Below are 26684 nucleotides of genomic sequence, written 5' to 3'. Positions count from 1 at the left end.
TATTTTAAAATATCAATAAAAATAAAACAGTATAAAAATCAGGACAACCAAAGAATAACAATTCAAATAAAAAATGACAATCAATTAGAATAAATTTCACAAAATATGTTCACATCTTAAGAAAGATACAAATATTTAAAAATAACCATGAAAATTTATTGAATAACATAGATTGATAAATCTAATTTTCTAAAAGATGAAAAGCTGCATGAAACGCTTTTTACAAGACGTGACATTTTTGCCATGAGTTTTGACAAGGCGAATGCGACCTTTAACACCGCTATTCCCGCTAATGATTCTTATTGCTAGCCAATAAAAAAGCCCGCCAAAGGCGGGCTCATTTGATGGAGCACTCGTGCTGCTGATTACTTTTTCTTGCTCAGCACCTTCACCAGACTATATTTCAGGCTGGAACTATCCATAGGCGGGTTTTTGATTTTGCTCACATTCACTTTCAGCTTGTAGCGATAACCCGGCTCATACCGGAAACCGTCAATACCGCCATAGAACAATGTCCATTCGCTTTTCGGGCTTTTGCGTACCTGCATGCATTTTTGCGGCCCTACACCAACACAATCAACCAGCTTGTTATTCACATAAAGCACCTCATTCTTACCGGCTGCACTCGCCTGCGGCATCGACAACAGACCGGCACCAACAATGGCCGCAGTTACAACAGGTATAATAAAGGTCTTTTTCATAGGCTTCTCCGTCTTCGCTTCTTACTTGCGCCAGCTTCGAACTTGGCTAAAACAACCTGAACAGCAGGTGAACCGGATGACATCTCAAAACACAAATACCAACGGCAAGACCATTGCCATTATTGGCGGCGGCCCTTCAGGCCTTGCTGCGGCAGAAATTCTGTCAGCGGACGGGCATGACGTTACTGTTTATGAAGCTATGCCGACTGTCGCACGCAAATTCTTGCTGGCAGGCAAATCCGGTTTGAATATCACCCATTCAGAACCCTATGAACGCTTTCGTACCCGCTATGGTTCCGCCGGTTCGCGCCTCATTCCGGCACTCGATGCTTTCACACCTGCTGATATCTGTGAATGGACTGAACAGTTGGATATCGAGGTCTTCACCGGCAGTTCCGGTCGCGTCTTTCCGAAACGGATGAAGGCCTCACCACTATTGCGCAACTGGGTCGCACGACTGGAAGCGCAAGGCATCAAAATCCTGAAACGCCATCGCTGGAAAGGTTTCAGCGGAGACACTCTTTTGTTTGACACACCGGATGGTGAAAAACAGATCAGCCCTGATGTTACATTACTGGCTCTGGGGGGCGCCAGCTATCCACGCCTTGGCTCTGATGCTGCATGGGTACCGTGGCTTGCCGAAAAAGGCATTGGCATTGCCCCCTTCCAGTCGGCCAATTGTGGATTTGATGTTGATTGGAGCACAGTCTTTCGCGAGCGCTTTGCAGGTGCACCGATCAAATCGGTTGCCGTCACATCTCCGGCAGGCCGGATTGAGGGTGAATTTGTTATCTCGCAGCATGGCATTGAAGGCAGTCTGATCTATGCCCACACCGCTGCATTGCGCGATCAGCTGAATAAGACCGGCACCGCCAGCCTCTATCTTGATCTGACACCGGCACGGTCAATTGAACGGCTGATACGCGATTTCACCAAGCAAGGCAGCAAAAGCAGCTTCTCCAACCGCCTGCGCAAAGCCACCGGCCTTGAAGGTGTGAAAGCAGCTCTATTGCGCGAACTGATGCCGGATGCTCATATGCTCTCCGCAGAAGGTCTTGCGCAGCAAATTAAAAATCTTGCAGTACCTTTGCTGCGTCCGCGCCCGATTGCAGAGGCGATTTCCTCTGCCGGCGGCATTGTCTGGGATGAGGTCAGCGACAATTATATGCTGCACAAATTACCGGGTGTTTTTGTTGCCGGTGAAATGCTGGATTGGGAAGCGCCGACCGGCGGCTATCTGCTCACCGCCTGCTTTGCAACAGGCCGTGCCGCCGCTCAAGGTATGCTGGATTGGCTGGAAGCTGAAAAGCTCAAATAATCTTCGCCTTCACAAACACATCATAGCGGGTGCTTTTGCCTAATATCTGGTGCGAAGGTTTGCGGATACCTGCCATTGGTTCGGCGCGTAGCGGCCATTTCAGCACAACACGGTTTTGCGCAGCTTCCAGCGCCACCTGCATCAGCCTTTCCGCATCAGGGTCAGTGCCGACAATCTCGCGGATCTGGCGCATTTCTTTTTTGACCAGCGCCGTATTTCCGCGTGGCGGATGCATCGGATCAACCAGAACTACCTGCGGCTTCAGTTCCGGCAACAATGCACAGGAGTCACCAAAGAGCAGCGTCATCCGCGCCACGGTCTCCGCCAAACGTCCGCCTTCTGCCGAAGCGCGTTCTAGCCCTGCGGCCAGCAAAGCATGCATTTTTTCTGACCGCTCAATCAAGGTCACTTTTGCACCGAGTGATGCCAGCAAGAAAGCATCGCGGCCAAGCCCTGCGGTAGCGTCCACAATATCCGGTGTTGCACCGCGCACCAGTCCAGCTGCTTTGGCAAGCGCCTGCCCGCGCCCCTCACCGGAGCGGAAACGATGACCGACAGCCCCGCCGACAAAATCAACAATCAGGTCATTATCATCTGCTTGCTGCATAGGTTCTCTCAAAACGGGCAAGGTATGGTAAAAGTAACAGCACGGCCATCAGGATGGTGAAAGTTCAGGCTCTCCGCATGCAGCAGCAAACGATCTGCCGCCTGCAATGCAGCCCCCTCGGCATAGAATTCATCACCCAGCATCACATGGCCGATGGCCTTCATATGCACACGCAACTGATGGGTGCGGCCAGTCAACGGGAACAGACGCAGCCTTGTTGTCTGCTTTCCGCGTTCCAGCACCTGCCAGCGGCTTTGTGCCGGTTTGCCATGTTCGTAATCCACACGGTGACGCGGTTTATTGTCCGGATCAATCGCCAGCGGCAGATCAATCAGCCCTTCATCCTCAGCCACATTACCCCAGACCACAGCGACATAGGATTTCTCGGTGCTGCGTTCTTCAAACTGTCTGGCAATCTGCGCATGGGCTTTGCGGTTCAGCGACATCAGCACCACACCGGACGTGTCTTTATCCAGCCGGTGGATCATCAGTGCCTTTGGAAACTGCTTTTGCACCCGCGTCGCTAAGCTATCAGACAAAGCCGGATCACGCCCCGGCACAGATAACAGCCCGCTCGGCTTATCCAGCACCAGAATATCCGCATCCTGATAGATCACAGATATCGGATCCATAGGCGGATTATAAACAGGGGAAGCGGAAGAGTATGTGCTCATGCCTCCCTCTAACATAGTTTATCCGCCGCATAGAAGTGCTGACTTTCAGGAGAAACCAAGAAAAACGGGAACTGAAACGGCAGTTCAGCGGTTTACCCAGGCACTCCCTGCAAAATCAGTCGTGATTTTGCACTCACGGAAAGGCTTTTGATGCGATATTTTCTGCCCCTCTGTTTGCTTGCAGTGCTGAGTAGCGGCACTTTGATGACAATACCGGCCACAGCGAAAACTGTTCCGATACCTGCACAAAAACCCGCAGCGGAAGAGAATAAAACCATTACCCCTGCCCCAAAACCGGAACTAAAAGAACCGCCCGCTCCCCCAAAGCCGGATATGTCAAAACCGGAGACACCGAAAGCCGAACGGATTTATCAGGCGGCCTGCCTGCCATTAGTGCAAAATGAAGTGACCGGCAAAGTCATCCCGCCTGTCAATGAAGGGCAATGTCAGATCAGAAGTCCGCTGGAAATCACGGCCTTCACCAAACCTGTCCCGATAGAACTGGATCAGATGATAACAACCAATTGCACGATGACTGTCGCTCTCACTGAATGGGTGCAGCAGGCCAACAGTCTGGCCCAAACCCATCTCGGCAGTGATATCAAAACCATCGGCACCGGTTCGCATTATCAATGCCGCAAGGTGAATAACGGCTCGGCAGGACGTGTATCCGAACATGCATTCGGCAATGCTCTGGATATCATGTCTTTCACACTCGCAAATGGTGAAAAAACCACACTTGCCACAGACTGGAACGGCAGTGAAAAACAAAAGAAATTCTGGCGTGAGTTACATAAGGCAAGCTGCACGCTGTTCATGACAGTCTTAGGGCCGGAAGCCGACAGTGCCCATGAAACCAATCTGCATCTTGATATGGGCTGTCATGGTAAATCCTGTACCTATCGCATCTGCCAGTAAGCTGATGAAACAGAAAAATAGACGCCCGATTTCCGGCGGCACCGGAAGCAAATCATGATAAAGTCTGTTTATGCTATTTTCTTTACCCGACCCGCACACTCTTTATCAGGCGCTTCTTGATCGTGACCAGTCCTATGACGGCCATGTTTTTGTCGGTGTGACCAGCACCGGCATCTTCTGCCGTCTGTCCTGTCCGGCACGTAAACCGAAATTCGAGAACAGCCGCTTTTTCGATCATCCGGCCGCTTGTATGGAAGCAGGTTTCCGGCCGTGCCAGCGCTGTCGTCCGCTGGATTTTTATCGTGGCAAGGAACCGGTCGTCGCCAAATTGCTTGATTGTCTGGATGCCCGACCGGATCATTTCTGGTGCGAAGATGATCTCATTGCCATGCAACTTGATCCTTCCACAGTGCGCCGTGCTTTCAAACGCCATCTGGGTATGACTTTTCTGGATATGGCACGACTGCGCCGCAAAGCACGCGGGCTTGAAAGCATTGCTGCCGGTCATTCCGTGATCGATGCCCAGCTTGAGGCCGGTTATGATTCCGGCAGCGGTTTTCGTGAAGCCATTACGCAGCTGATCGGTGATACGCCTGCCCAGCTGAAAGGGCGCGACCTGCTGAAAGCAGACTGGCTGGAAACACCAATCGGCTCCATGCTCGCCGTTGCCGACCAGCATCATCTGCATTTGCTGGAGTTTTTTGAGCGCAAAGGCCTGCCCAATGAGTTGAAAAAACTGCGCCTCTACACCAAATCATCCATCAGCTTTGGCCGCCTTGCACCAATCGATCAAATTGAAGCAGAGCTGAAACTCTATTTCACCGGTGGTTTTACCGGTTTTAAAACGCCGCTGGCGCTTTATGCTCCGGCCTTTACCCGCTCGGTCTGGGATGCATTGCAGGAAATTCCGCTGGGTGAAACCCGCTCCTATGCCGAGCTGGCAGAGCTGACCGGACGCCCCGATGCCATCCGTGCCGTGGCCAATGCTAATGGCGCTAATCAGCTGTCAATTATTATCCCGTGTCATCGTACCATCGGCTCGGACGGATCACTCACGGGATATGGCGGCGGTCTATGGCGCAAACGCTGGCTGCTTGAGCACGAAAAGCGCATGGCTGCCCGTTCCGCCGCCTGAATAGTTTAAAAGCCTGTATGGGTTTTCAGGAATTCGGTTTCTTCCGGCGTATTTTTGCGGCCGAGTACGGCATTGCGATGCGGAAACCGGCCGAACTCCTCGACAATATCACGATGCTCTCTGGCAAAGCCGAGAGCAAAATCATTGCCGAGCGCTTTATAAAGCTTCACGCATTGCTCCTGATCTTCAATCACTTCGCTATGCATCAGCGGCAGATAGAAAAACTGCCGTGCTTTCTCATCCACAGCCATGTCATAATCATGCTCCAGCGCATATTTTGACAGTGCACAGGCAAGCGGATCACTCGCAAAAGCCTTAGGATCACCGCGGAACATATTGCGTGGAAACTGATCAAAAATAATGGTCAGAGCCAAAGCGCTTTTGGCATCATTCTTCCAATGCGCAAGTTCACCTTCCACTGCCTGCTCATATACCGCGCTGAAACGCTGTTTGATTTGCTGGTCAAGATCATCAGAACGGACAAACCAATGCGCTTCCGTTGCATCAGAAAACCAAAAATCCAGAATATCCTGCGGGGTCACCTGCACCATAGATCATCTCTCCTGTCTTATTCTCATACATAATACATAGAGCAAATCTCCGCGCTTACCAGTTTCAGAAACTTTCCCTATGCACATCAACAAAAAAGGAGCCGCAAGCGGCTCCTTTTACAAATCATCTTCATGAAACAATCAGGAAGAAAACTCTTTGTCTTTATGACCGAGAATGGCCAGCAAAGTAATTGCCGCCGCAGCCAGCAAATACAGGCCGACATAGCTAAGGCTATAGGTTGTAGCCAGCCATGTCGCAATATATGGCGCCAGCGAAGCACCGAAAATACTGGCCATGTTAAAGGTCATGGAAGCACCGGTATAACGCACGGCAGTCGGGAACGGCGAAGCCAGCGCCGCACCGATCGGACCATAGGTCATGCCCATCAGCGCGAAACCGATGATCGAGCACATCACAGCACCGACAACACCGGCACCCAGCAGCGGTGCCATGAACAGGCCGAACACACCAATACCGATTGTGGTGAGGATCATGATGAAACGGCGTCCGAAACGGTCAGACAACAGACCGGAAACCGGAATCAACAGACCAAAGAACACAACGCCAACCATCTGAATGAACAGGAATTGCTCACGGGAATAGCCCATGCCTGCCTGTTCAACCGGACGTGTTGCCCATGACAGCATGAATACGGTCATCAGATAGAACAGCACAAAGGTTGCCAGCGCCGAGAAAGTACCGAGAACCAGCGCGCGCTTGTGATGCTTGAAGACTGCCGCCAGCGGCACCTGAACGCGTTCCTGCTTGTCCATTGCCTTCTGGAATTCTGGTGTTTCGGTGATCTTGATACGAACATAAAGACCAACAGCAACCAGCAGGATCGAACCGACAAACGGAATACGCCAGCCCCAGCTCATGAACTGCTCATTGCTCAGTGTGGCACCGAGAATAATGAATGTACCGGCAGAGAGGATGAAGCCGATCGGCGCACCAAGCTGCGGGAACATTGCATACCATGAACGCTTGCCTTCCGGCGCGTTTTCGGTTGCCAGCAACACCGCCCCGCCCCATTCACCGCCAAGGCCAAGTCCCTGACCGAAACGGCACAGTGCCAGCAACAGCGGCGCAACCACACCGATTTGTGCATAGGTTGGCAGCAAGCCGATGATAACGGTCGAAAGACCCATGGTCATCAGCGCGGCAACCAATGTTGCCTTACGGCCGATTTTGTCACCGAAATGGCCGAAAACCATGGCACCAAACGGACGGGCAAAGAAAGCAATCGAGAATGTAGCAAAAGATTGCAACATGGCCGAAGTCGGATCGCTGGCCGGAAAGAACACAGCCGGAAACACCAGAACGGCAGCCGTTGCATAAACATAAAAATCGAAAAATTCGATTGTTGTTCCCACGAGGCTGGCAAACAGCACACGCGCGGGCGAATTCAAGGCCGGAGCTGCCTGACCGTTTTTACCGGCAACAGCACTCCGGGGGGCACCGGAAACACTCATTTTTTTATCCTGTTTGCGCAAGTTTACGAGTGTAAAATCCGATCCCGCAGACCTGCTGAAATATCGACGCAGAACAGCCGTTTAAAAAGAAAAGGACTGACCTGAATTATGCACCACCGACACCGAAAACCGGAATCCGGCGCATTCTGATCGCAATGGTCTATCCGATTAAAAGCAAGAAAACTATCAAAAATATCAGGGTTTCTTTTTAAAATTGCGCAAAATGCACGTTTATTTTGCAGTTCGCCATGTCACATGCATTTTCGCGCAATAGTCTGATAACGACATTTCAATCCGGCCATGCAAATGATGCGAACGAATGCCGGACTTATCACAAATGCGTTGCACAACAGTCATGCGCTGTTCATTGAAATTGCAGAGAATGCGGCAGTCCTGTTTTTCGGAGATTACGGTCATGCATCCGCCCTCGGAAAATACCAATCGCAGAAAACAACCGCCACCGGTCAGATCAAGCAATAATAATTGCTCATCCGCCATCTGGTTTCCGCGCTGGATACCGCACACCACAAAAAGAGCACTGCCCGTCAATGCGCCAGTCAACCGCGTCTGGTGAACTAGCATTTATCTGACAAAAAAGCCCTTGTGCAGAACACAAGGGCTTTTCATTTTTAACAGCTGAACAATCAGAATTTCGAGGTCATGCTGACCCAGAGACGGCGTCCGTCAACCGAAGCATTGAAATCACTCTCTTCAATACGCTTGTCGAACAGATTGTAGAGTGCCGCATTGAATGTAACATTCTCGCTGAACTCATAGCTCGTACCGATATCAAAGGTCATATAGGCATCATATTTGCGGGCAATGACCTTGCCGTTTTTGTAAACCGGCTTGCCGTTGCTGCCGATACGGGCACCGGCATTGGTTTCCGAGCCATGATAATTGGCAGCTGTCCATGCAGAAAGACCTTCAACCGGTGTGATCCAGTCCGCGCGGATATTACCCATATGTTCCGGCGTACGTGTCAGCGGCAGACCATCATAGTCCCCGCCCTTCTGACGGGAATGTGTATAGGTATAGCTGGCGCGCAAACGGATGTCAGATGTCGCTTCCCAGTTTGCAGTCAGTTCCACACCCTGCATCACAGCATTATCGATATTGAAGCTGCTCCACAGAACGTAATTTGTATTTTCGCTCCAGCGGATCGGCTTGCCATTCGCATCAAGCATCTGCTTGTTGGAGATCTTGTCCTTGAAATCCGTGTAGAAATAAGTCGCGCCAAGCTGCAAACCGTCCTGATTGTCCCACAGGGCACCCAGTTCATAGCTCGTGCTCTTTTCTGCTTTCAGACTTTCATCACCAATAATCACGCCGCAAGGATTCTTGCCGGATGGCAGGCTTGCCTCAGGACCATAGAAACAGCCGCCGCCGCCGGTTGTATAAGCATAGCCCGGTGCGATCGTGCGGATTTCCGGTGCTTTAAAGCCCGTGGAAATACCACCTTTCAGCGTCAGCTGCTCCGTTGCATGCCACACGGCATAAGCACGCGGGCTGAGATGGGAACCGTAGATTTCGTGGTCATCCATACGCAGACCACCGGTCAGCGAGAAGTCCGGTGTAATCCACCACTCATCTTCAGCAAAGACCGCCCATTGGCGAATGCTGAATGTCTCATCAAGACCGGTGCGACGTCCCGGATTCTGATCTGTCAGCTGTGCATCAATGAACTGACCGCCGGTGACCAGCGTATGATCGCCGTAAAACTCAAACGGTGTGGTGAATTTACCGTCGAGTACAGAGTTACGGATTTCCGGTGAACGCAGATTTTCCACATAGGAACCGCGGGCTTTATCCCAGTTGAAATTGGTGCGTTCTGCCCATTCCTGCGAGAACGAGAAATCAGACGTTGTCGGGCCCCAGCGGCCGGTATGGCTGATCGACCAATGTCTGCGGTCATTGTAATTATAAGTATCTGTTCCGGTCAAAGCGATTGTATCACCGACATTGCCTTCACGACGCACGCGGGTGACACCGCCTTCAATGAAAATGTCATGATCTTCATTGGGCGTAATTGTCAGCTTGCCGCCCAGATCACCGTCGCGCTGTTCCTGCGTACCATTGAGGAATTTATCCTCACTGCGCTTGAGCCCGCGTCCCCAGGCCTGAACACCAACAACGTCAGGTACCAGTGGTCCGCTGACATAGAAGGAAGCCTGTCCGCTGTTGCCGTAGCGTGATTTGGTCTGCACGGTACCGTCAAGGGTCAGCTCACCATGCCATGCATCATCAACTTTACGGGTAATAATATTGATAACGCCACCCATGGCATCCGAACCATAGAGCGAAGACATCGGGCCGCGCACCACTTCAATCCGCTCGATAGCCGATGCAGGCGGAACAAAACTCTGTTCAAAACCGGCATTACCATTGGTGCGGGCATCACGGGTGCTCTGGCGCTTACCGTCAACCAGAATAAGCGTATAGGCACCCGGCAAACCGCGGATATAAATATCCTGCTCATTGGCGATACCGGTCACGCTGACACCCTGCACGCTGTTAAGCGCATCGGTCAGGTTGCGGAAGGCACCTTTTTCCAGCTCTTCACGCGGCACAACAGTAATACTGGCCGGCGCATCTTTAACATTCTGCTCAAAGCCGGTGGCTGTGACAACGATCTGATCCAGACGCACAGTACCTGCCGGAGCTGCAGCCTGTTCAGCGGACTGATCCGCAACTTGTTCCGTTGGTTGCTCGGCCTGCGCTTCAGCCGCAACCGGCTTCTTTTTAACAGCCTGTGCCTGAGCCGGAAGGGCGAAAGACAGCATTGTTCCGGCCAGAATAGTGCCGCATGCAAGAGCTGCGAGACGACGCATTTTGACCTGTTTTAACATCTCAGATCCGGAAACTGTCTGAATTTCCGCTCTTGAATGTCCGATATCTGTCATTTCAATTGCCCTCTGCCACAAATATGAGTTATTTACTCCCCTTATGTGTGGCAAGGTAACAGGTCAATCGCCATGTTTCAGACTTATTCCAACATCAGCTTTTTGCATTCCGCATAATGAAGATATCGCACCGCCTGAAAAAAGCTTTGCTCTGCACCAAAGCCGGAAGGAACAGTTAAATGCGTGAAAAGACTGTGCCTGATGACAAGAAGTCAGCCAAAGACAGCACAAACAGTGCTTTGCCCGCATCCCGCTTAGGGCAGTTAAGGCTGTTGATAGCTTTGGATACATTGCTTGTGGAGGGCAGCGTGCAGCAGGCTGCCAAGCGCATGAATCTCAGCGCTCCGGCGATGAGTCGCCTGCTCAACCAGATTCGGGAAGCCTTTAACGACCCCATTTTAGTACGTTCCGGCCGCCGGATGATCCCCTCTCCGCGCGCGGAGATGTTGCGCCTGCGCCTGCGTGCTCTTGCGGATGAGGCTGAAAACCTGCTCAGCTCCGATATACCGGCAACGCAGACACCGGCGGAAACCGGCTGGCAGCAACAGGCTTTGCTCGCCGTTCCGCCTTTATCGCTCAGAACACCGCTGATCGGCGGGCAACCCAGCCCCAAACAACTCGCCAATCAGCTGGCAGATCTGAGCAGCAATCATGATCCTGTTTTACGCTTTTCGCGGTTTCTGGGCATACTTGGCCGTGGTGCCGGTAACAGCCGTCCGCTGACGATTGAGGAGGCAGAGGAAGCCTTTTCCCTGATCCTGCAGCAACAGGTTGATCCGATGCAGGCCAGCGCATTTTTCAGCCTGATCCACTATCGAGGAACAGCCGCTCAGGAACTGGCAGGCATGGTCAGGGCTGCACGCCAATATTATCAGCTGGATGATACATTCAGTCCGCAGGCGGATCTGGACTGGCCTGCCTATCTCTCCCCCAACTCCCCGCGTGCACCATGGTTTTTACAGGCCGCCAAACTGCTCGCACAGGCCGGATATAAAATCGCACTCCATGGCAGCAATGGCAGCGGTATGAATAGCGGTAAGATTGAACAGGCAGCGCATGCGCTTGGCATTCCTGTTGCACAAAATCTTGCCGATGCCCGCCAAACACTGAAGAACAGCCACATTGTCTATATGCCATTAACAGGTTTTGCGCCTGCTCTTGCATCCATGATGGCGCTCTATCCGCTATTTGCCGCGCGCTCTCCGGTGGGCGATTGTGTGCATCTTCTCAATCCGTTGCAAGCGCGTGCCAGCCTGCTGGGTGTATCCCGACCGGCCTATCGGGAACTGCACAGGGATACGGCAAAGCTGTTGCAGGAACTGCCGGAAGTGCATAGCACTGCTGTTTATGGAAATGGTCAGCGGCAACTGACAGTTCTCAGCGGCAACCGCGATGTTGCAGAGTTTTATCCTTTTCGTGTGGCAACACTTTTAAGTCTCAGCGGCACGGAAGGCTCTGACATTATTATAAAAGCACTTCATGAGCCGGAAGCCCTGCCCCGTATCGGCATGGATTCCTTTGAATATTGGCAGGCTATCTGGGCAGGGACTGCCATTGACCCGCGTCTTGAAACCGTTGTCACAGCTACAGCGGCGCTCGGCCTGATGACATTGCACAATGATCCCGACTTCAGCGGCTGTCACACCAAAGCAAAACAACTCTGGCAGCAGCGCCACAATAAATAAACGGCACCTCCCGAAGAAAGTGCCGTTTAATCGCTGTCAAGTGCCCCGCCATTTCTGTGTCTTGCGCAGCAGCATTTGCGACAAGCCATAATGCACAAGCCGTGCCGCGACATTGGTATAGAAGATCATCATCCCCATAGCGGCAGCGGGTGCCACATCCCCAGCATCATCCATATTCAGCACGGCCACGGAAGCCAAAGTTGTATGAGCGGAATACAGGAACACCACGGCGGATACTGTCGTCATCGCATTGACGAACAGGTAGATTGAAATATCCAGAATGGCCGGCAGACATACCGGCACGGTCACCCGCGCAAATAATTTGTAGAATGGTTGTTTGAGTGATGCCGAAACGGACTCGAATTCCGGATCCATTTGTTTCAGTGCGGTCAGCGCCGTCAGATGGGACACTGTATAAAAATGCGTCACGGTACAGATGACAAGAATTATCATTGTCCCGTAAATAGTGCTCAGCGGGTTAGCCGGATTGTTGAAGAAGAAGATATAGGCAAGCCCCAGCACCATACCCGGCACAGCCATTGGCAGCATGGCCAGAAACTGAAACAAGGCACGGCCTTTGGCAAAGCCCTCGGTCTTCTCAACCGCATAGGCACCGACGAACACAACCACGGTTCCGATAATCGCCGTCAGAAAAGCCAGCTGGATAGAATTATAATAGGAACTCCAGCCACCGCCATCCATACGCCCGAACTCAAAATTGCGCAGGCTGAGGCTCAGATCATAAGGCCAGAATTTTACGATGGCCGCTAATTGGCAGACCAGCAAAAGGCCGGTGATGAAAACAGCTATCAGAGCGCAATAAAGCAGGCACAGATTGTCAAACAGCGGTTTCTTTTTCGGGGCAAACGGCACCGCACGCGCAGATAACAGAGCAACCTGTTTGCGCTGGATAACTCTGTCGACGACAAAAGCAATCACAGCGGGAAACAGCAGCATTACAGAGACAACCGCACCGATTTCAAAATTCTGCTGACCGATGACCTGCTTATAAATATCCACGGCCAGCACATTATACTGACCGCCGATCACTTTCGGCAAACCGAAATCCGTGATGACCAGATTGAACACCACAAAGGCTGCCGAAATCAAACCATAGCGGGCACCCGGCACTGTCACAGTCCAGAATGTGCGCCATTTGCTTGCCCGCAGGGAATCTGCCGCCTCATAATGACGGGCATCCGACACAGCCAGAGCCGTTGAGATAATCATCAGAGCATGGGGAAAAGTAAAGAACACCGACCCCAGCACAATGCCCAAAGGTCCGTAAATCGGCAGACCGAACAGCAGCTCTTTCAAAATTCCCTGATTACCGAACAGATAGATCAGCGCAATCCCCGGCAGCAATGACGGCACAAGAATTGGCATCACCGCCACCAGCTTGAAAAAGCCTTTAAAGCGCATTTTGGAACGGTTGAGCGCATAGGCAAAACCAAAAGCCAGTGAAACGGTGAGCACCATGCTGACCAGCGCGATCACCAGAGAATTCCTGATCGACTGAAACAGCGCCGGTGATGAAAAATAAGTGCGGTAATTATCCAGCCCTGTCGTTTGATGCGGCATAAGCATGACACGGCGGAAATTATTGGAATCCACCTCCTGCCATTCCTGCCCCTGATAGGGAGCAGAACCGATCAGAAACCGGCTGTTATCCGTCAAACCACGGATGCGATAATGCTCTGGCCCGCGAAAGCTGAATTCCGGAAACAAGGCCACCGGAGACAAACGACCGCTATTGGAGGTTGCCAGCTCATCTTCTGAAATGGTTTTCAGACCGGCATTCAACTGACTTAAAGACTGAGCAGGAGCCCAGTTGCCTTTGCCGTCACCAACCTGCACTTCATAATTTTCCAGCTGAAACTGGTAACTGGCAAAAGATTTGGACAGCATCACATAGAGCGGCGCCGCCAATGTTATCAGCAGATACGCGCCGATAATCAGCATCATACCGCGCTTGATCCAGTCGTCCGAACTGACCTTCTGACGGATAGCCTTGCCTGCCGGCATGAGCGGCGCAGCAGAATAATCGCTTACAGCACTCATCGCCTGCCCTTTCCGTCAAAAATCAGCAAACGGCTTTTCGGCAATTCAACAAGAATAGTCATACCCTCTGTCAGGCCAAGGCGTCGTTCCGCATTGATGGAAAAGTCAGCAATCAGCTGCTGGTTTTGCAAATAGGTGCTGCGCATATGCGTGCGCCAGAAAGAGCCGAGAAATTCCATGGCTTCAATCTGCACCTCAATCAGATTTTCCCCGTTTCCGGCAGAAGAACTCGCATCCACAGCGCGGCCATGGGGGATCACATCATTCGGCCTGATCACTGCAACAGCCTCACTGCCCCCCGGCAGATTATGCTCATTGCATTGCAGAACCAGATCGCCGGAAACTGCGGTGCCATCCGCCCCGATCGTGACCGGATATTTATTGGTCTCTCCGATAAAATCCGCCACAAACAGGCTGCTCGGCTGACGATAAACATCAAGCGGCGTACCAACCTGTTCGATTGTCCCTTTATTCATCACCACGATACGATCAGCCATAGCGAGCGCTTCTTCCTGATCGTGGGTGACCATGATTGTTGTCACGCCGAGCTTGCGCTGCAATTCTTTAATCTCGTGGCGCAGATGAACACGCACCTTGGCGTCAAGCGCGGAAAGCGGCTCATCAAGCAGCAAAAGCCCGGGAGAAATCGCAATCGCCCTTGCCAGCGCAATACGCTGCTGCTGTCCGCCGGAAAGTTGTGAAGGGTATTTTTTCGCCTGATCTGCCAGTCCTACCAGTTCCAGCAATTCGGCAACACGCTGCGTAATCTCGGCGCGTGATTTCTTCATATTTTCAAGCCCGAAGGCGATATTTTTTTCAATAGTCAGATTGGGAAACAAAGCATAGGACTGAAAAACAATCCCGTAATCGCGTTGGGCAGGAGGCAGGCAGGAAATATCCTTGGAAGCCTGATGAACCGTCCCCCTTGTCTGCAGATCCAGTCCTGCAATGGCACGCAGCAATGTAGTCTTGCCGCAACCGGAAGGCCCGAGAAAACAGATAAACTCGCCTTCTCTGATTTCCAGATTGATATCTTTCAGCGCATAAAACTCTCCGAAAGCTTTCCAGAGGCCGTCAACCTTGAGATATTCCTGTCTGTTTGCTGCCGCATCGCCGGCATTATATGCCTGCTGACCGATACGAACAGCATCTGTAGCCATTTCATGTTTCACGAATTCATTCCTCTGGACTGACATGGTCACACTCCCTGAACGAACGCGGAAAAGCCCGCGTTCGCAGTCGCATTATGCGTGTCTGTTAGAGCAGCTTCGGAAAACACGGGAACCGGCCTGTGTCCGAAACCATATGAAGACAGAAATTCTGCCGCTCAATGAGACAGCGTTCCGATCAGCCTTTGGATTCAGATTTTGAATCGTACCGTTTCGACCATTCCTCCAGAATGGCTTTGCGGTTATTCGCCGCCCATTCCAGATCATTTTTAATCATCTTCTTTTCGAGATCAGCAGGAATATGTTCCACAGGCTTGGCAATGCCCGGCAACGCGACCACGGCAAAACTCTTATTGAGCGCTTCCATGGCATTCGGTGTCAGTGTCCAGTCCATCAGGGTTTTGGCGGCATCCATATTCGCTGTACCGGCCATAATTGCCACGGCCTCGGACTCCCAGCCGGAGCCTTCCTCAGGGAAGATAATATCCACCGGCGCACCGGCACTCTTTACCTGAGAGGCAGGGAATTCAAAGGAAACACCGATCGGTATTTCACCCGCACCGGCCATTTTGCACGGTTTGGAGCCGGAATGCGTGTAATTGGCGATATTCTCATGCAGGGCATCCATATAGTCCCAGCCGCCCTTTTCGCCGAACATCTGCAACCAGGATGACACATCGAGGAAGCCGGTGCCGGACGATGCCGGATTAGGCATGACCACATGACCTTTATATTCAGGCTTGGTCAGGTCTTTCCAGCTTGCCGGCGGTTTCAGGCCAAGTTTCTCTGCTTCAACCGTATTGAAACAGACCGCAGCCACATAGGCATCAAGCCCGATCCAGCTGGTCGGACGATCCTTATCCACAAAACGCGGATCCAGCTTGTCGACATCTTTCGGCGTATAAGGCTCAAGCATACCTTCATTTTTAAGGATCAGCAGCGATGTGGCCGCAATACCCCAGACAATATCTGCCTTCGGATTGTTCTTCTCGGCCAGCAGCTTGGCGGTCATAACCCCTGTGGAGTCACGTACCCAGTTCACTTTAATATCCGGATGATCTTTATTAAAAGCTTCTGCAAAGCGTTGCAGATCAACCGCTTCAAAAGCAGTATAAACAGTCAGTTCTGTTTGTGCATAAGCACTTGATGCCAAAGCAATACCGGCAGCAAGGGACAGAATAAAAGCGCGATGCTTTTTCATTTCATATTTCCCCATTGTTATATCAGCTTTTTGTTATGTGTTTGATAGCTGATTGCTTATTTTTATACCTGCTTTTGCAGGCTGTTCCCTCTTATGGCTCCTCATAGTGCGAACCGCAGTTCAATAAGTAAAATCTATTTATTTTATACATCGCCCTCCAAAACTTATAGGTTAGAGAGCGTTTCCTCCGGACAGAAAAATCTATGCGCCTTCCAATATCGCTCTTTCGACAACGGACAGTGCCTGTTCAAGCTCCTGCTGAGTAATGATGAGCGGTGGCGACAAGGTCAGCACATTGCCCTGACTGATCTTGAAACTGACGCCGCCCTCCAGACAGCGATAATAAACAGCCTCAGCCAGTGCATTATCCGGCTCACGGCTGTGCCGGTCGCGCACCAGTTCCACGCCGAACAGCAAGCCACGACCACGCACATCTCCCACATGCGGTGAGCGCAACTGCAACTCCCGAAGACGGTTCATCGCATATTGACCAAGCTCGGCCGCACGCTGAACCAGCCCTTCTTCCTCAATAATCTGAATTGTGGTGAGTGCGGCGCGTGTCGTTACCGGATTTTTCTCATGCGTGTAATGCCCGATGGCATAATCACCGCACACATCCAGATCACGGCGCACAATTGCCGCCGCGATCGGCAGCATACCGCCACCCAGCGACTTACCGAGCACAATCATATCCGGTGTCACACCATCATGATCGGACGCAAAAAATTTGCCCGTCTTGCCAAGTCCGGTCGGAATTTCATCAAAGATCAGCAAAGTTCCGTGACGATCACAGGCCTCACGTACTTTTTGCCAGAAACCGGGTGGCGGCGGATAGGGTGTGGCGCGCATTGGCTCTGCCACCACAGCGGCAACATCACCCTCGCGCTCCAGCACGAAAGACACAATATCCGCACAGGCAATGCCGCAGCTTTCAGGCCCTTTATGCTTATAATGACAACGATAACAGGCAAAAGGCGGCACATGTTCTGCGCCCGGCAATAAAGGCCCTGCAATACCCGAACGAAATGTTGCTTCCCCGCCCACAGATGATGCGCCAAAGCCAGCCCCGTGAAAGGCATCCCAGAAAGACAGGGTTTTAAACCGTCCTGTGGCTGCCCGCGCCACTTTCAGCGCCACCTCAATCGCATCTGAGCCGCCGGTGGTAAACAGCGTTTTTCCCAGATTGCCCGGTGCTATTTCTGCCAGTTTTTCAGCCAGTTCAATCGCCGGCTCACAGGTAAAACGGCGCGGTGCAAAACTCAGATCATCCATTTGCTGCTTCACAGCAGCAATCAGTCTGGGGTGGGCATAGCCGATATGATGGGCGCTGTTGCCGTGAAAATCCATAAAACGGCGCCCGTTGGCATCCTCAATCCAAATGCCCTGCGCCTTAACAATCGCTGTGAGGCAAGGGCTGGAAAGGCTCTGATGCAGAAAAACATCCGCATCACGGCGCAGCACTTCCTCCATGTGAGAACTGTTTTGCTGCGCCTGCCATCGCTGCCTTGCCTCGGAGCGATTGGACTCGCCCTCTGTATGCACTGCCAGTTTCATACTCGCCGCCTCCCCGAACGGTTTTCAGATAATGTGGCGGTTGCGATACGCATGCCTGTTATAATTTATTGCATTTTACGTATCGCGAACCTTGTTTTAAGCCCTTCTCCCGCGTCTCAATCCCATGGCAGCGAGAAGGTTTTGACATTGGTGAAGCTTTTCATCGCTTCAATCACACCTTCTTTATAACCATTGCCGGAATCTTTAATCCCGCCGAAAGGCGACATCTCGATACGGTAACCCGGCACTTCCCAGATATTGACCGTACCGACATTGAGTCCGCGGATATATTTCTGCATACGCCGGTAATCATTGGTGCAGACACCGGATGACAAGCCGAAATCTGTCGAGTTGGACAGCGCAATCAGCGCATCATCATCATCGGGCGCACGAATAATCGGAATAACCGGCCCGAAAGTTTCCTGCATTACCAGCTCCGAGCTGTGCGGTACTTCGTCCACCACAATCGGTGGCAGCAAAGCGCCCTGACGACCCGGATCATAGAGAATTTTTGCCCCCTGCTCGGCTGCCATATAGACCAGTTTTTCAAACCGTGCGGCAGCCTGTTCATGGACGACGGTACCGAGTTCTGTTTTCGGGTCCATCGGATCACCAAAGCGTATTTTCTTTGCCCGTTCCAGCACCATCGGTACAAAACGGTCGGCCACGCTTTCCTGACACAGAATACGTTTAACGGCTGTGCAGCGCTGGCCGGAGTTTTTCGTCGCACCCGCCACAGCAAGATCGGCCGCTTTTGCCAGATCATCATCACTCAGATCATTGAGAATAATCAGCGGGTCATTACCGCCGAGCTCCAGTACTGTGCGTTTATAGCCCGCAGTATTGGCAATCATCTTGCCGACCGGAACGCCGCCGGTAAAGGTAATCAGATCAATATCCGGATTGGTAATCATCTCCGAGCCGATATCTTTCGGCAGGCCTGTCACCACCGACAGCATTTCCGGCGGCAATCCGGCTTCATACATAATATCGCACAGCAGCAATGCTGTCATTGGTGTCAGTTCGGTCGGCTTTACCACCACGCAATTATTGGTGGCAATCGCCGGTGCCACTTTATGCGAAACCATATTCAGCGGATGATTGAACGGCGTGATTGCCGAAATCGCACGCAATGGCTCACGGAACGTGAAAATCTTGCGGGCTTTACCGTGTGGTGTCAGATCACAGGAGAATATCTCACCGTCATCATGCAGGCACATCTGCCCTGCCAGCGTAAATACGTCATAGGCACGGCCTACTTCGTAATAGGAATCCATCTTGGAGATGCCCAATTCCGAAGTAATCAGATCAGCCATTTCCTCTTTGCGCGCCACCAGCAATTCAGCTGTGCGCAGCAGGATTTTCTGCCGTTCATAGCGTGTGAGTTTCGGCTTATAGGCTGCGGCAATCCTGAAAGCCTCGCGGGCATGTTCGGCACGCCCTGCCGGAACCGTGCCGATGACCGCATTTGTGTAAGGATAATGCACATCAAAAACGGCATCTGCGTCGACCTTTTTACCGGCGATACGCATAGGCTCATGTCTGGTTTTAATGATTGTTTCCGGCTTCACCACAAAGGCTCTCCCTTCAATTCACCCCCACCGGAAACCGTTCTGATTTTAAAATCAGAGACCGGTTTACCGGCACGGGGGAATGTTTTTCTCAATTTACTGCTGAGCTACCGCAGCTGTAACCGCATAGAAAAACGCATCAAAATTACGCAGAACCGGTGCTTCCGGCAGGTCCGGCATCTGACGGTTCACAATGAAAGGCACGGCCTGTTCTGTCAGCCCGCCATGCGAGCGCAAAGGCTCATTCAATGCTGCAAGATCATGGCGATGCTCGCTGGTGCCGATGGCTTTATTCTCCGATGACACCAGAACAATATCGCCGATACGGTCTTGAGGCAGTTCAAAACGCTCAGCAGCATCAGCATTGTTCAGCACCACATCAATGCCTTCAATAGCCGCCAGCCGCTTCATAATATCGCTGATATCCGTACCATCCGGCAGATAGGCCGTTGCAAAAGAACCAAGCGCGCCGTGATGCACCACATAAGGATCTGTAATCGGGAGAATAACCCGTGCAGCATCCTTGCCCAGCCAGTCGTCAAGAACGTCCTGCACATAGACAACATCCGGTGAGCCATCAGCCTTATGTTTCGGCTTCATACCGTGATCTGCCGTCACCACAATGGCCGCACCTAAAGCATCCAGCTCGGCCAGATATTTGTCGAACATTTCATAAAACGCATTGGCCTGCGGCACACCCGGTGCATATTTATGCTGCACATAGTCTGTTGTGGTCAGATACATCACATCAGGTCGGAAAGTTTTGAGCAGCTTCACACCGGCAGCGAACACAAATTCTGAAAGCTCTGCGGAGTAAACCTCAGGCACCGGCATACCCAGCCATTGTGATGCATTATCAATGCCGTTTTCCGCTTTCGTTGTCGTATCGGAACGCTCTGCTGAAAAACAAATCGCGCGATTATCACCGAATTGCAGACCTGCCCCCAGCAAAGCCCGCAGCTTGTCTTTGGCAGTCACAACCGCGACTTTTGCACCGGCATCATAGAAGCCTTTGAAAATGGTCGGCGCACGCAGAAAGCGCACATCATTCATCATCACTTCCGTACCGGTTTCGCGATCATAGAGATAATTACCGCAAATGCCGTGCACAGCAGGCGGACGCCCCGTGGCGATGGAAAGATTATTCGGATTGGTAAAACTCGGAATAACACTATGGGCTGTGCGTACCGTGCCGGTTTCTTTAATGCGTTTCAGTGTCGGCATCAGCCCCGCAGCAATTGCCTCATCCAGATAAGCCGGTTCGCAGCCGTCAAGGCAGATCGCGATAGCGGGGACGTTCGGCCAGTTATAATCACGGCCGTTCACGGTTACGGTTACCTTGGTCATCTTGTTCACTTCATTATCCTCCGCAGGCGGCATTTCGCTAACCTGCTGTTTTAAATTTAAAACTCAGGCTGCGAGCTTGGCGCGTTCGTCCAGTGCGGCGGCTGGCGGGGCAGCTGTGTCCACACCCATTTCTGTCAGGCTGTCTGCGGCGGCAACAACAACCTGCCGCATAATATTGGCGTCCATGCGCCCGATGCAGCCGACACGGAAACTGTCGACAACGGTCAGCTTGCCCGGATAGATGATGAAGCCTTTATCCTTCATCAGATCATAGAAGCGGGAAAACTCGAATTTCGGATGAGCAGGATTGAAGAAGGTTACGATGATCGGCGACAGCCAGCGATCACGCAGCAGTGTTTCAAAACCCAGCTGGCGCATCCCCTCCACCATCACATCACGATTATTGGTGTAGCGTGCCAAGCGTCCTTCGGCACCGCCTTCGGCTTCATGCATTCGCAAGGCAACCAGAAACGCAGCAACCACATGGGTCGGTGGTGTATAGCGCCACTGTCCGGTTTTATTCATCGTTGCCCATTGCTCATATATGTCGAGGCTCAGAGAATGGCAGTTGCCTTTAGCGGCTTCCAGCACGCTTTTGCGGGCAATCACAAAGCCGAAACCGGGTACACCTTCGATGCATTTATTGGCCGAGGAGACCATGGCTTCATAGCGGATTTTATTCACACTCAGATCAACCGCGCCGAAAGCACTCATACTGTCGACAAGCAGCTTGCGCCCCTTGGCATAAACAACTTCTGAGATTTCCGCGACCGGATTGAGGATGCCGGAGCTGGTTTCGCAATGCACCACAATCACATGGGTGATTGCCGGATCAGCATCCAGTGCCTGCGCAACCTCATCGGCACGCGGCGGGAGATAGTCTCCCTTGTCAATTTTACTATGAGCACGCCCCAGATAATTCAGTGTCTGCACAATGCGCTGCCCGTAGGCACCGTTCATCAGCACCAGAATTTTACTGTCTTTCGGCAGAAATGTCCCGAGCATGGCTTCAACCGCAAAGGAGCCGCTGCCCTGTATCGGCACACAATCAAATTCATGCTTGTCATCACCGGCAACACGCAGCAAGCGCTCACGCATTTCGGCTGTCATTGCCCGAAAATCACCGTCCCATGAGCCCCAGTCCCGCAACATCGCCTGCTTCACCGCATAGTCTGTCGTCAGCGGCCCCGGTGTCAGCAAATAGGGTTCTCCCAGTGCCGGTGCCAGAAACTGATTGGCTTTCCAATGCGGAAGCATATCTGCTTGTGCCTGCGGTCGTTTTTCACCGGCTGATTGCATTTCCTGTCCCTCCGGATGCTGTGCAAAATGCGGATTTGCTTCATCCTCAGGCAAAGGTAATTATTTGTAAAATCGTTATTTCAAATCAAACTATAAGTTTTGCAGATATAACTTGTGCCGGAATTCCTCTGTGTTAGAGTTCGTTTTACAGTCAGAAAACACTCGGCATCAGGAGAAATCCATGCGCTATGTTCAGTTACGGGCGTTTCATTATGTGGCAATTTCCGGCGGATTTTCCCGCGCTGCGGAAGCTTTATGCCTGACGCAGCCCGCTATTTCTGATCAGGTGCGCAAGCTGGAAGAGGAATATGATGTTCTGCTGTTCAACCGTCATAAGAAACAAGTCAGCCTGACCGATGCCGGTGTAAAACTGCTGGAGATCACGCACCGGCTCTTCGAAGTGGAACAACAGGCACTGGATTTCTTGTCAGAATCGCGGGTGCTGCGTGCGGGTAAATTGCGTATTATGGCCGATGCAGCACACCATATTCTCGGTATTCTCGGAGCCTTTCGGGAGAAATATCCCTCGGTACAAATCAGCGTGCAAACCGGCAATAGTGAGGAAGTTATCTCCAGCCTCTATCGCTATGAAGCAGATATCGGCGTGCTGGGCGAAGTACCCAAAGCAAGGGACTTTCTCATCCATAAGCTGAACTCTTCGCCGATCATCGCCTTTGTCGCCAGAGATCATCCGCTCAGCCGTTTTTCTAATATTGATCTCGCAGAACTGCTGCAATGGCCACTGGTATTCCGTGAAAAAGGCTCAAAAACACGTCAGAAACTGGAAGATCTCGCGCTTGAAAAAAATGTCGTGCTGAAACCTGCTATTGAAGCAGAAGGACGCGAAGCTGTTCGTGAGATTGTTGCAGGCGGTGCCGGTATCGGCTTTGTTTCATTAGCCGAATTCAGCAATGACAGCCGCTTGCATCCGCTTTCGATCAATACGCGTGAAGAGCTGATGGATGAAACACTGATCTGCCTTCAGGAACGCAGCAATGGCACGCTCATCAATGCTTTTTTTAAAATTGCTTCCGAAAGTGATACACATAATATTATCAAGAATTAACAAGTAAAAAAACCGCCGGAATAATCCGGCGGGGTATCAATATCAGACTTTTTTATAAATTATGCCACGGGCAAGCCAGCAGCCGATTGTCAGCCCCGAGATCGCACCGGACGCATCGCGTTCGGCCACCACAGTCCAGTCTCCCGGCGCCGGTGCATCCATTCCACGCTGACATGGCAAAAGCCAGATATCTTCAGCAATCGCATAAAGCGGTTGCATTGGCCCTTTACCTAAAAAGCCTTCAAATGCTGCATAGACAGCGCTACCTGCAACTTCACAGACAAAATCAGCATCCATTTCCGTACAATGATAGCGTCCGGCAATATCCTGTCGCCCGTTTCCGGAAACACGATGCAATTTTGCGGAGAGGTTTTCCCCATCGCGACGGAGAGCAATCTCATCACCTTTACGCTGCAAAACCATTCCCGAAGATTGCAGGCTGCCATCGGCCTGCATATCCATCATTTCAGGTGATGTACCAAACCGCGCATGAACCTGCCCACAAACAGCCGGTGTAAGGCTAAGGCTCAGTTTCGTGGCCGGATCAAAATAATTTCCATACCAACCTGCATCGACCGGCAGGACTTCAGTTTTTGCTTTAGGAATGCCCAAAGCAGCACGCATCAACTGCTCAGCTGCACCATAGGCACTGGCCTGATGATTGAACATCACAATAACAGATACACGTGCATCAGCCGCATGGAAACGCTGGCAGCGCCAGCCGCGCAGCGCACCGCCATGACCGGTAATTTTAACATTGTCGAAATTGACATGGTTAAGGCCATAGCCGTAACAAGCCGGTTTACCATCCGTGTAAAATTGCGGACGGGACAAACGGTTATAAATACCGTTTTCATCACCACGCGTTGCATCAATAAACTGATCCCACGCAATCATATCATCCAGAGAGGCGCAGACACCTGCATCCCCGCTCCAATGAATATTATTCACTGCCGGTGTAAAACCGGAGACAATATTGCCCTCATAACCGATTGCATCACCAGGCGTCACAGATGTGTCAGGGAAAAGTCCGGCAGTTTTCATGCCCGCAGGCAGGAAAATACGCTCACGGAGAAGTTCATCCAGTGAACGGCCGGTTTTCTCTTCAATCAAAAAAGACAGCAGACGGAAATTGCCGTTATTATAGGAATAATGTGTACCGGTTTCAAAATGGGTTGTCCGGATTTTTCCAAGAAGCTGACGTGCATCATCTGCCGTAAAAACACCTTCCGGATCGGCACCACTGATCACAGTCAGCGCCCAGTAATCCCGCAGGCCGGACTGATTATTGCATAGATCAGCAATTGCAGGGCGTTTACCTTCAAAGTCAGGCAGATAGCTAGCAAGCGCATCATCAAGAACAGAGGCTTCACCAAAGATATCCAACAAAGCTGCGCAGGTAAATTCTTTACTGACGGAGCAGATCGGCATCATGGTCGCCGCACTCATCGGCACCCTTTTCTCCAGATCAGAATAGCCCCAAACCTGCTTCGCTATAACCTCACCATCTTTGAGAACCGCAGCGACGCCCCCCGGTCCTTTATATTGTTCGGAGAGGCTCAGCAGCACGGTATCAATTGCTGATTTATCAACGGTTTGCATAAATTTCATTCCCGCTTATGTGTCTTTGCAAACAGGCATAAGCCACTCACCTTTACAGCTCAAGAGGGATTATCTGCCTGTAATGCCGCAGGGTCAGGCATGAGCATTAAACAACCTGCAAAGCAGCTACTAAACCAACCACACCTCCCCTCCTCCGCCTTCCGGTTATGAGCGTGATGAGGTGAGAGCGTTAAAAATCGATTGATTATCGATTTTAGCTCGAACGGGCTGCATCAAGATGCATTGACGCGCCTATTGGAATGGCGTCTGGATCGTAGTTTTAATTGCTTTGAGGAGATTTGGTTGCGGGGGCAGGATCTAATCTTTACTGGCTGCCCGAGCAAGTAAAGATGGTTGCGGGGACCGGCGTTGATCATGACTTGCGATGCAGTGAAGGTCATCAATTGCCTGTCGGCGCAGCGACTAACGTCGCCGCGGATGCTAATCGACAAGGCGGCATTCTTTCGGTCCTCTTTCGAGCCGCCGCGTAGGACCTCATGGAGGTGACGCTCTGGGCCAGGCTCACGGCCGCTGCGCTTGCGTCACGATGGGAAGTAGCCGAATTTGAGTAGGAGCCCCCCCCAGAGGATACGTTCGAAAAGGTCACGGCGGGGGAGACGGGAGGCAGCTCGTGACGCACGTAATCGTCGACGTAGCCGAGATCACGGTAACCGACTGCCGATGGGCAAGATCTGATTTGGTGATTCTGGTGAGGCACCCTGTTTCTGAAAGGGAGAATGTCACCATTTTTGTCACCCTTAGTACAGGAGCGTGCGAGAATCCGCCTCCATAGCAGCTTCCGGCCAAAAACTTTGACAGAAAATGCCAAATTGATATAGATAACTGTGTCACCCATATTGAGGCCACGGATGCAAAGGAGGCACCCATGGCGTTCAAGGCAGAACTTCTCCGAGAGAGGCTCAAAGCAGAGGGCAAATCGCGCGACGACCTCGCAGCGGCAATCAAGAAGCACAAGCGCACCGTGAGTCGCTGGCTGGCAGGAACCAACCCGCCCAAGCCCAAGGATCTGGAGGCGATTGCTCGTATTCTGAACTGCAAGCCTCAGGATTTCGATCCGTTCTTCGCTGACATGGGCTTGGGAGAGGTCTCGATCCAGGCCCATGTGTCTGCAGCATCCCACAACGCGTACGAACTGATGCGCTGGCGTTACGGGGTCAGCCAGAAGCAGATCATGGAACTGGCACCAGTTCTTTTTGCAGTCGTGGCGGGACACGCACTAAAGGTGCCGGATCAGGATGAGGCGCTTGAGCGCGAGGCTCAGATGCGCGGCCGCGCTAGCACGCAAATGATCGGTGACCACATCGATCGGCAAGCCAGCAAGCTGAGGCGGTGCTTTGGTATTGCATCGCCAGACCCAATCAACGAACCCTCTCGGAATCTCTTCGACACCGCAATCCATAGGCTGTCCGTCCAGGCCGCCGACTACGTCGATGCCAGCTGGTATGTTGGCGCCGAGGCAGGAGATGTTCCGGGCGCGGCGGGATACATCCCGGATACGGACTTCCTAGCGCAGATCACGGACGGCGATCGGGCACTGGCTGAGGCAATCGTCAAGGGGCGCATCCGCCTGTCCACGGTACTGCAGCAAGCCAAGGAAGGAAAAGACCAGGTTTCGGTAAAGCAGTTCGCAGAGGCCATTCGCCGTGCGAACTCTGAAGGTATTGAAGAAAAGCGGAGAGCAGGCCTCAAGAAACTCCAGGCATGGCGGGCGTACTACGCCGACCTGTATCCGGAACTGGCCGAGGAGTACGTGTTGATTTCCGGTAAGAACTGACCCAGTTTTTCCACCGAGAATTGACCCGCCTTTTAATTAATGTTCGGGTTTTTA

General features: G+C 52.0%; 21 protein-coding genes. 6 read left to right on the top strand and 15 right to left on the bottom strand.

Going from position 1 to position 26684, the window contains the following annotated elements:
• Positions 1-365 precede the first annotated feature (365 nt).
• Positions 366-701 (bottom strand): DUF4377 domain-containing protein, encoded by a 336-nt coding sequence (locus JNC80_RS04620; protein WP_376709664.1) that lies wholly within the window; start codon positions 699-701, stop codon positions 366-368.
• 76 nt (positions 702-777) lie between these two features.
• Between JNC80_RS04620 and JNC80_RS04615 the strand changes: the two genes are divergently transcribed.
• The gene (locus tag JNC80_RS04615) at positions 778-2019 is read left to right on the top strand and encodes a TIGR03862 family flavoprotein (protein ID WP_376709663.1); all 1242 of its coding nucleotides are present in this window, start codon (positions 778-780) and stop codon (positions 2017-2019) included.
• Here the strand turns inward: JNC80_RS04615 and JNC80_RS04610 are convergent.
• Together JNC80_RS04610 and JNC80_RS04605 are read right to left on the bottom strand one after the other, a co-directional pair.
• Positions 2012-2626 carry a class I SAM-dependent methyltransferase gene (locus JNC80_RS04610; RefSeq protein WP_376709662.1) on the bottom strand — a complete coding sequence of 205 codons (615 nt, stop codon included), beginning with the start codon at positions 2624-2626 and terminating at the stop codon, positions 2012-2014. The genes JNC80_RS04615 and JNC80_RS04610 overlap by 8 nt on opposite strands.
• An 8-nt stretch (positions 2627-2634) precedes the next feature.
• A complete protein-coding gene (locus tag JNC80_RS04605; RefSeq protein ID WP_376709661.1) occupies positions 2635-3300 on the bottom strand; it encodes a pseudouridine synthase in 666 nt (221 codons plus the stop codon).
• Between the two features lie 204 nt (positions 3301-3504).
• Here JNC80_RS04605 and JNC80_RS04600 point away from each other — a divergent pair, with 204 nt between their 5' ends.
• Together JNC80_RS04600 and JNC80_RS04595 are read left to right on the top strand one after the other, a co-directional pair.
• Positions 3505-4218 carry an extensin-like domain-containing protein gene (locus JNC80_RS04600; RefSeq protein WP_376709660.1) on the top strand — a complete coding sequence of 238 codons (714 nt, stop codon included), beginning with the start codon at positions 3505-3507 and terminating at the stop codon, positions 4216-4218.
• Positions 4219-4288: 70 nt separating this feature from the next.
• Complete coding sequence (locus JNC80_RS04595; RefSeq protein ID WP_116087882.1) at positions 4289-5353, top strand: bifunctional transcriptional activator/DNA repair enzyme AdaA; 1065 nt, start codon at positions 4289-4291, stop codon at positions 5351-5353.
• A gap of 5 nt (positions 5354-5358) precedes the next feature.
• Here JNC80_RS04595 and JNC80_RS04590 read toward each other — a convergent pair whose 3' ends face one another.
• From JNC80_RS04590 to JNC80_RS04575, 4 genes are all read right to left on the bottom strand, one after another.
• On the bottom strand, positions 5359-5901 hold the full coding sequence (locus tag JNC80_RS04590; RefSeq protein WP_220160396.1) for a DUF924 family protein: 543 nt from the start codon (positions 5899-5901) through the stop codon (positions 5359-5361).
• A 144-nt stretch (positions 5902-6045) separates the two neighbouring features.
• The gene (locus tag JNC80_RS04585) at positions 6046-7377 is read right to left on the bottom strand and encodes an MFS transporter (protein WP_220160097.1); all 1332 of its coding nucleotides are present in this window, start codon (positions 7375-7377) and stop codon (positions 6046-6048) included.
• A 231-nt stretch (positions 7378-7608) separates the two neighbouring features.
• Positions 7609-7926 (bottom strand): hypothetical protein, encoded by a 318-nt coding sequence (locus JNC80_RS04580; RefSeq protein WP_376709659.1) that lies wholly within the window; start codon positions 7924-7926, stop codon positions 7609-7611.
• A 95-nt stretch (positions 7927-8021) separates the two neighbouring features.
• The gene (locus tag JNC80_RS04575) at positions 8022-10226 is read right to left on the bottom strand and encodes a TonB-dependent receptor domain-containing protein (protein ID WP_022711020.1); all 2205 of its coding nucleotides are present in this window, start codon (positions 10224-10226) and stop codon (positions 8022-8024) included.
• Between the two features lie 233 nt (positions 10227-10459).
• On the opposite strand from JNC80_RS04575, the gene JNC80_RS04570 reads away from it, so the two are divergent.
• Positions 10460-11965 (top strand): glycosyl transferase family protein, encoded by a 1506-nt coding sequence (locus JNC80_RS04570; RefSeq protein WP_376709658.1) that lies wholly within the window; start codon positions 10460-10462, stop codon positions 11963-11965.
• A 36-nt stretch (positions 11966-12001) separates the two neighbouring features.
• On the opposite strand, the gene JNC80_RS04565 is transcribed toward JNC80_RS04570, so the two are convergent.
• The 7 genes from JNC80_RS04565 to JNC80_RS04535 form a co-directional block, all read right to left on the bottom strand.
• On the bottom strand, positions 12002-14026 hold the full coding sequence (locus JNC80_RS04565) for a putative 2-aminoethylphosphonate ABC transporter permease subunit (protein WP_376709657.1): 2025 nt from the start codon (positions 14024-14026) through the stop codon (positions 12002-12004).
• A complete protein-coding gene (locus JNC80_RS04560; protein WP_376709880.1) occupies positions 14023-15186 on the bottom strand; it encodes a putative 2-aminoethylphosphonate ABC transporter ATP-binding protein in 1164 nt (387 codons plus the stop codon). Before JNC80_RS04560 ends, JNC80_RS04565 begins: the two co-directional genes overlap by 4 nt.
• 187 nt (positions 15187-15373) lie before the next feature.
• Complete coding sequence (locus JNC80_RS04555) at positions 15374-16396, bottom strand: putative 2-aminoethylphosphonate ABC transporter substrate-binding protein (protein ID WP_022711017.1); 1023 nt, start codon at positions 16394-16396, stop codon at positions 15374-15376.
• 201 nt (positions 16397-16597) lie between these two features.
• Positions 16598-17950 carry a (R)-1-hydroxy-2-aminoethylphosphonate ammonia-lyase gene (gene pbfA / locus JNC80_RS04550; protein ID WP_376709656.1) on the bottom strand — a complete coding sequence of 451 codons (1353 nt, stop codon included), beginning with the start codon at positions 17948-17950 and terminating at the stop codon, positions 16598-16600.
• A gap of 116 nt (positions 17951-18066) precedes the next feature.
• The gene (phnY, locus tag JNC80_RS04545) at positions 18067-19524 is read right to left on the bottom strand and encodes a phosphonoacetaldehyde dehydrogenase (RefSeq protein ID WP_183956653.1); all 1458 of its coding nucleotides are present in this window, start codon (positions 19522-19524) and stop codon (positions 18067-18069) included.
• A 93-nt stretch (positions 19525-19617) separates the two neighbouring features.
• Entirely contained in the window at positions 19618-20877 is a 1260-nt protein-coding gene (gene phnA, locus JNC80_RS04540) for a phosphonoacetate hydrolase (protein ID WP_376709879.1), read from the bottom strand.
• A 54-nt stretch (positions 20878-20931) separates the two neighbouring features.
• The gene (locus tag JNC80_RS04535; RefSeq protein ID WP_376709878.1) at positions 20932-22125 is read right to left on the bottom strand and encodes a 2-aminoethylphosphonate--pyruvate transaminase; all 1194 of its coding nucleotides are present in this window, start codon (positions 22123-22125) and stop codon (positions 20932-20934) included.
• Between the two features lie 223 nt (positions 22126-22348).
• Here JNC80_RS04535 and JNC80_RS04530 point away from each other — a divergent pair, with 223 nt between their 5' ends.
• The gene (locus tag JNC80_RS04530; protein WP_075655878.1) at positions 22349-23233 is read left to right on the top strand and encodes a LysR substrate-binding domain-containing protein; all 885 of its coding nucleotides are present in this window, start codon (positions 22349-22351) and stop codon (positions 23231-23233) included.
• 42 nt (positions 23234-23275) lie between these two features.
• On the opposite strand, the gene JNC80_RS04525 is transcribed toward JNC80_RS04530, so the two are convergent.
• Entirely contained in the window at positions 23276-24835 is a 1560-nt protein-coding gene (locus JNC80_RS04525; RefSeq protein WP_376709655.1) for a D-aminopeptidase, read from the bottom strand.
• Between the two features lie 886 nt (positions 24836-25721).
• Between JNC80_RS04525 and JNC80_RS04520 the strand changes: the two genes are divergently transcribed.
• Positions 25722-26630, top strand: a complete 909-nt coding sequence (locus tag JNC80_RS04520) for a helix-turn-helix domain-containing protein (RefSeq protein WP_376709654.1) — start codon at positions 25722-25724, stop codon at positions 26628-26630.
• Positions 26631-26684: the final 54 nt, after the last annotated feature.

It is taken from the genome of Pseudochrobactrum lubricantis, from assembly GCF_041929865.1.
Taxonomy (GTDB): Bacteria; Pseudomonadota; Alphaproteobacteria; order Rhizobiales; family Rhizobiaceae; genus Pseudochrobactrum; species Pseudochrobactrum saccharolyticum.
Note: the sequence above shows the minus strand (reverse complement) of the source record. Positions and strands in the feature narration are given on the sequence as shown.

Coding starts and splice junctions, on each gene's coding strand:
- JNC80_RS04535 (WP_376709878.1), bottom strand. CDS start 22,125: ATGCTTCCGCATTGGAAAGCCAATCAGTTTCTGGCACCGGCACTGGGA.
- JNC80_RS04570 (WP_376709658.1), top strand. CDS start 10,460: ATGCGTGAAAAGACTGTGCCTGATGACAAGAAGTCAGCCAAAGACAGC.
- JNC80_RS04605 (WP_376709661.1), bottom strand. CDS start 3,300: ATGAGCACATACTCTTCCGCTTCCCCTGTTTATAATCCGCCTATGGAT.
- JNC80_RS04520 (WP_376709654.1), top strand. CDS start 25,722: ATGGCGTTCAAGGCAGAACTTCTCCGAGAGAGGCTCAAAGCAGAGGGC.
- JNC80_RS04525 (WP_376709655.1), bottom strand. CDS start 24,835: ATGCAAACCGTTGATAAATCAGCAATTGATACCGTGCTGCTGAGCCTC.
- JNC80_RS04560 (WP_376709880.1), bottom strand. CDS start 15,186: ATGGCTACAGATGCTGTTCGTATCGGTCAGCAGGCATATAATGCCGGC.
- JNC80_RS04555 (WP_022711017.1), bottom strand. CDS start 16,396: ATGAAAAAGCATCGCGCTTTTATTCTGTCCCTTGCTGCCGGTATTGCT.
- JNC80_RS04610 (WP_376709662.1), bottom strand. CDS start 2,626: ATGCAGCAAGCAGATGATAATGACCTGATTGTTGATTTTGTCGGCGGG.
- JNC80_RS04565 (WP_376709657.1), bottom strand. CDS start 14,026: ATGAGTGCTGTAAGCGATTATTCTGCTGCGCCGCTCATGCCGGCAGGC.
- JNC80_RS04585 (WP_220160097.1), bottom strand. CDS start 7,377: ATGAGTGTTTCCGGTGCCCCCCGGAGTGCTGTTGCCGGTAAAAACGGT.
- JNC80_RS04595 (WP_116087882.1), top strand. CDS start 4,289: ATGCTATTTTCTTTACCCGACCCGCACACTCTTTATCAGGCGCTTCTT.
- pbfA (WP_376709656.1), bottom strand. CDS start 17,950: ATGAAACTGGCAGTGCATACAGAGGGCGAGTCCAATCGCTCCGAGGCA.
- JNC80_RS04530 (WP_075655878.1), top strand. CDS start 22,349: ATGCGCTATGTTCAGTTACGGGCGTTTCATTATGTGGCAATTTCCGGC.
- JNC80_RS04620 (WP_376709664.1), bottom strand. CDS start 701: ATGAAAAAGACCTTTATTATACCTGTTGTAACTGCGGCCATTGTTGGT.
- JNC80_RS04575 (WP_022711020.1), bottom strand. CDS start 10,226: ATGTTAAAACAGGTCAAAATGCGTCGTCTCGCAGCTCTTGCATGCGGC.
- JNC80_RS04600 (WP_376709660.1), top strand. CDS start 3,505: ATGACAATACCGGCCACAGCGAAAACTGTTCCGATACCTGCACAAAAA.
- JNC80_RS04615 (WP_376709663.1), top strand. CDS start 778: ATGACATCTCAAAACACAAATACCAACGGCAAGACCATTGCCATTATT.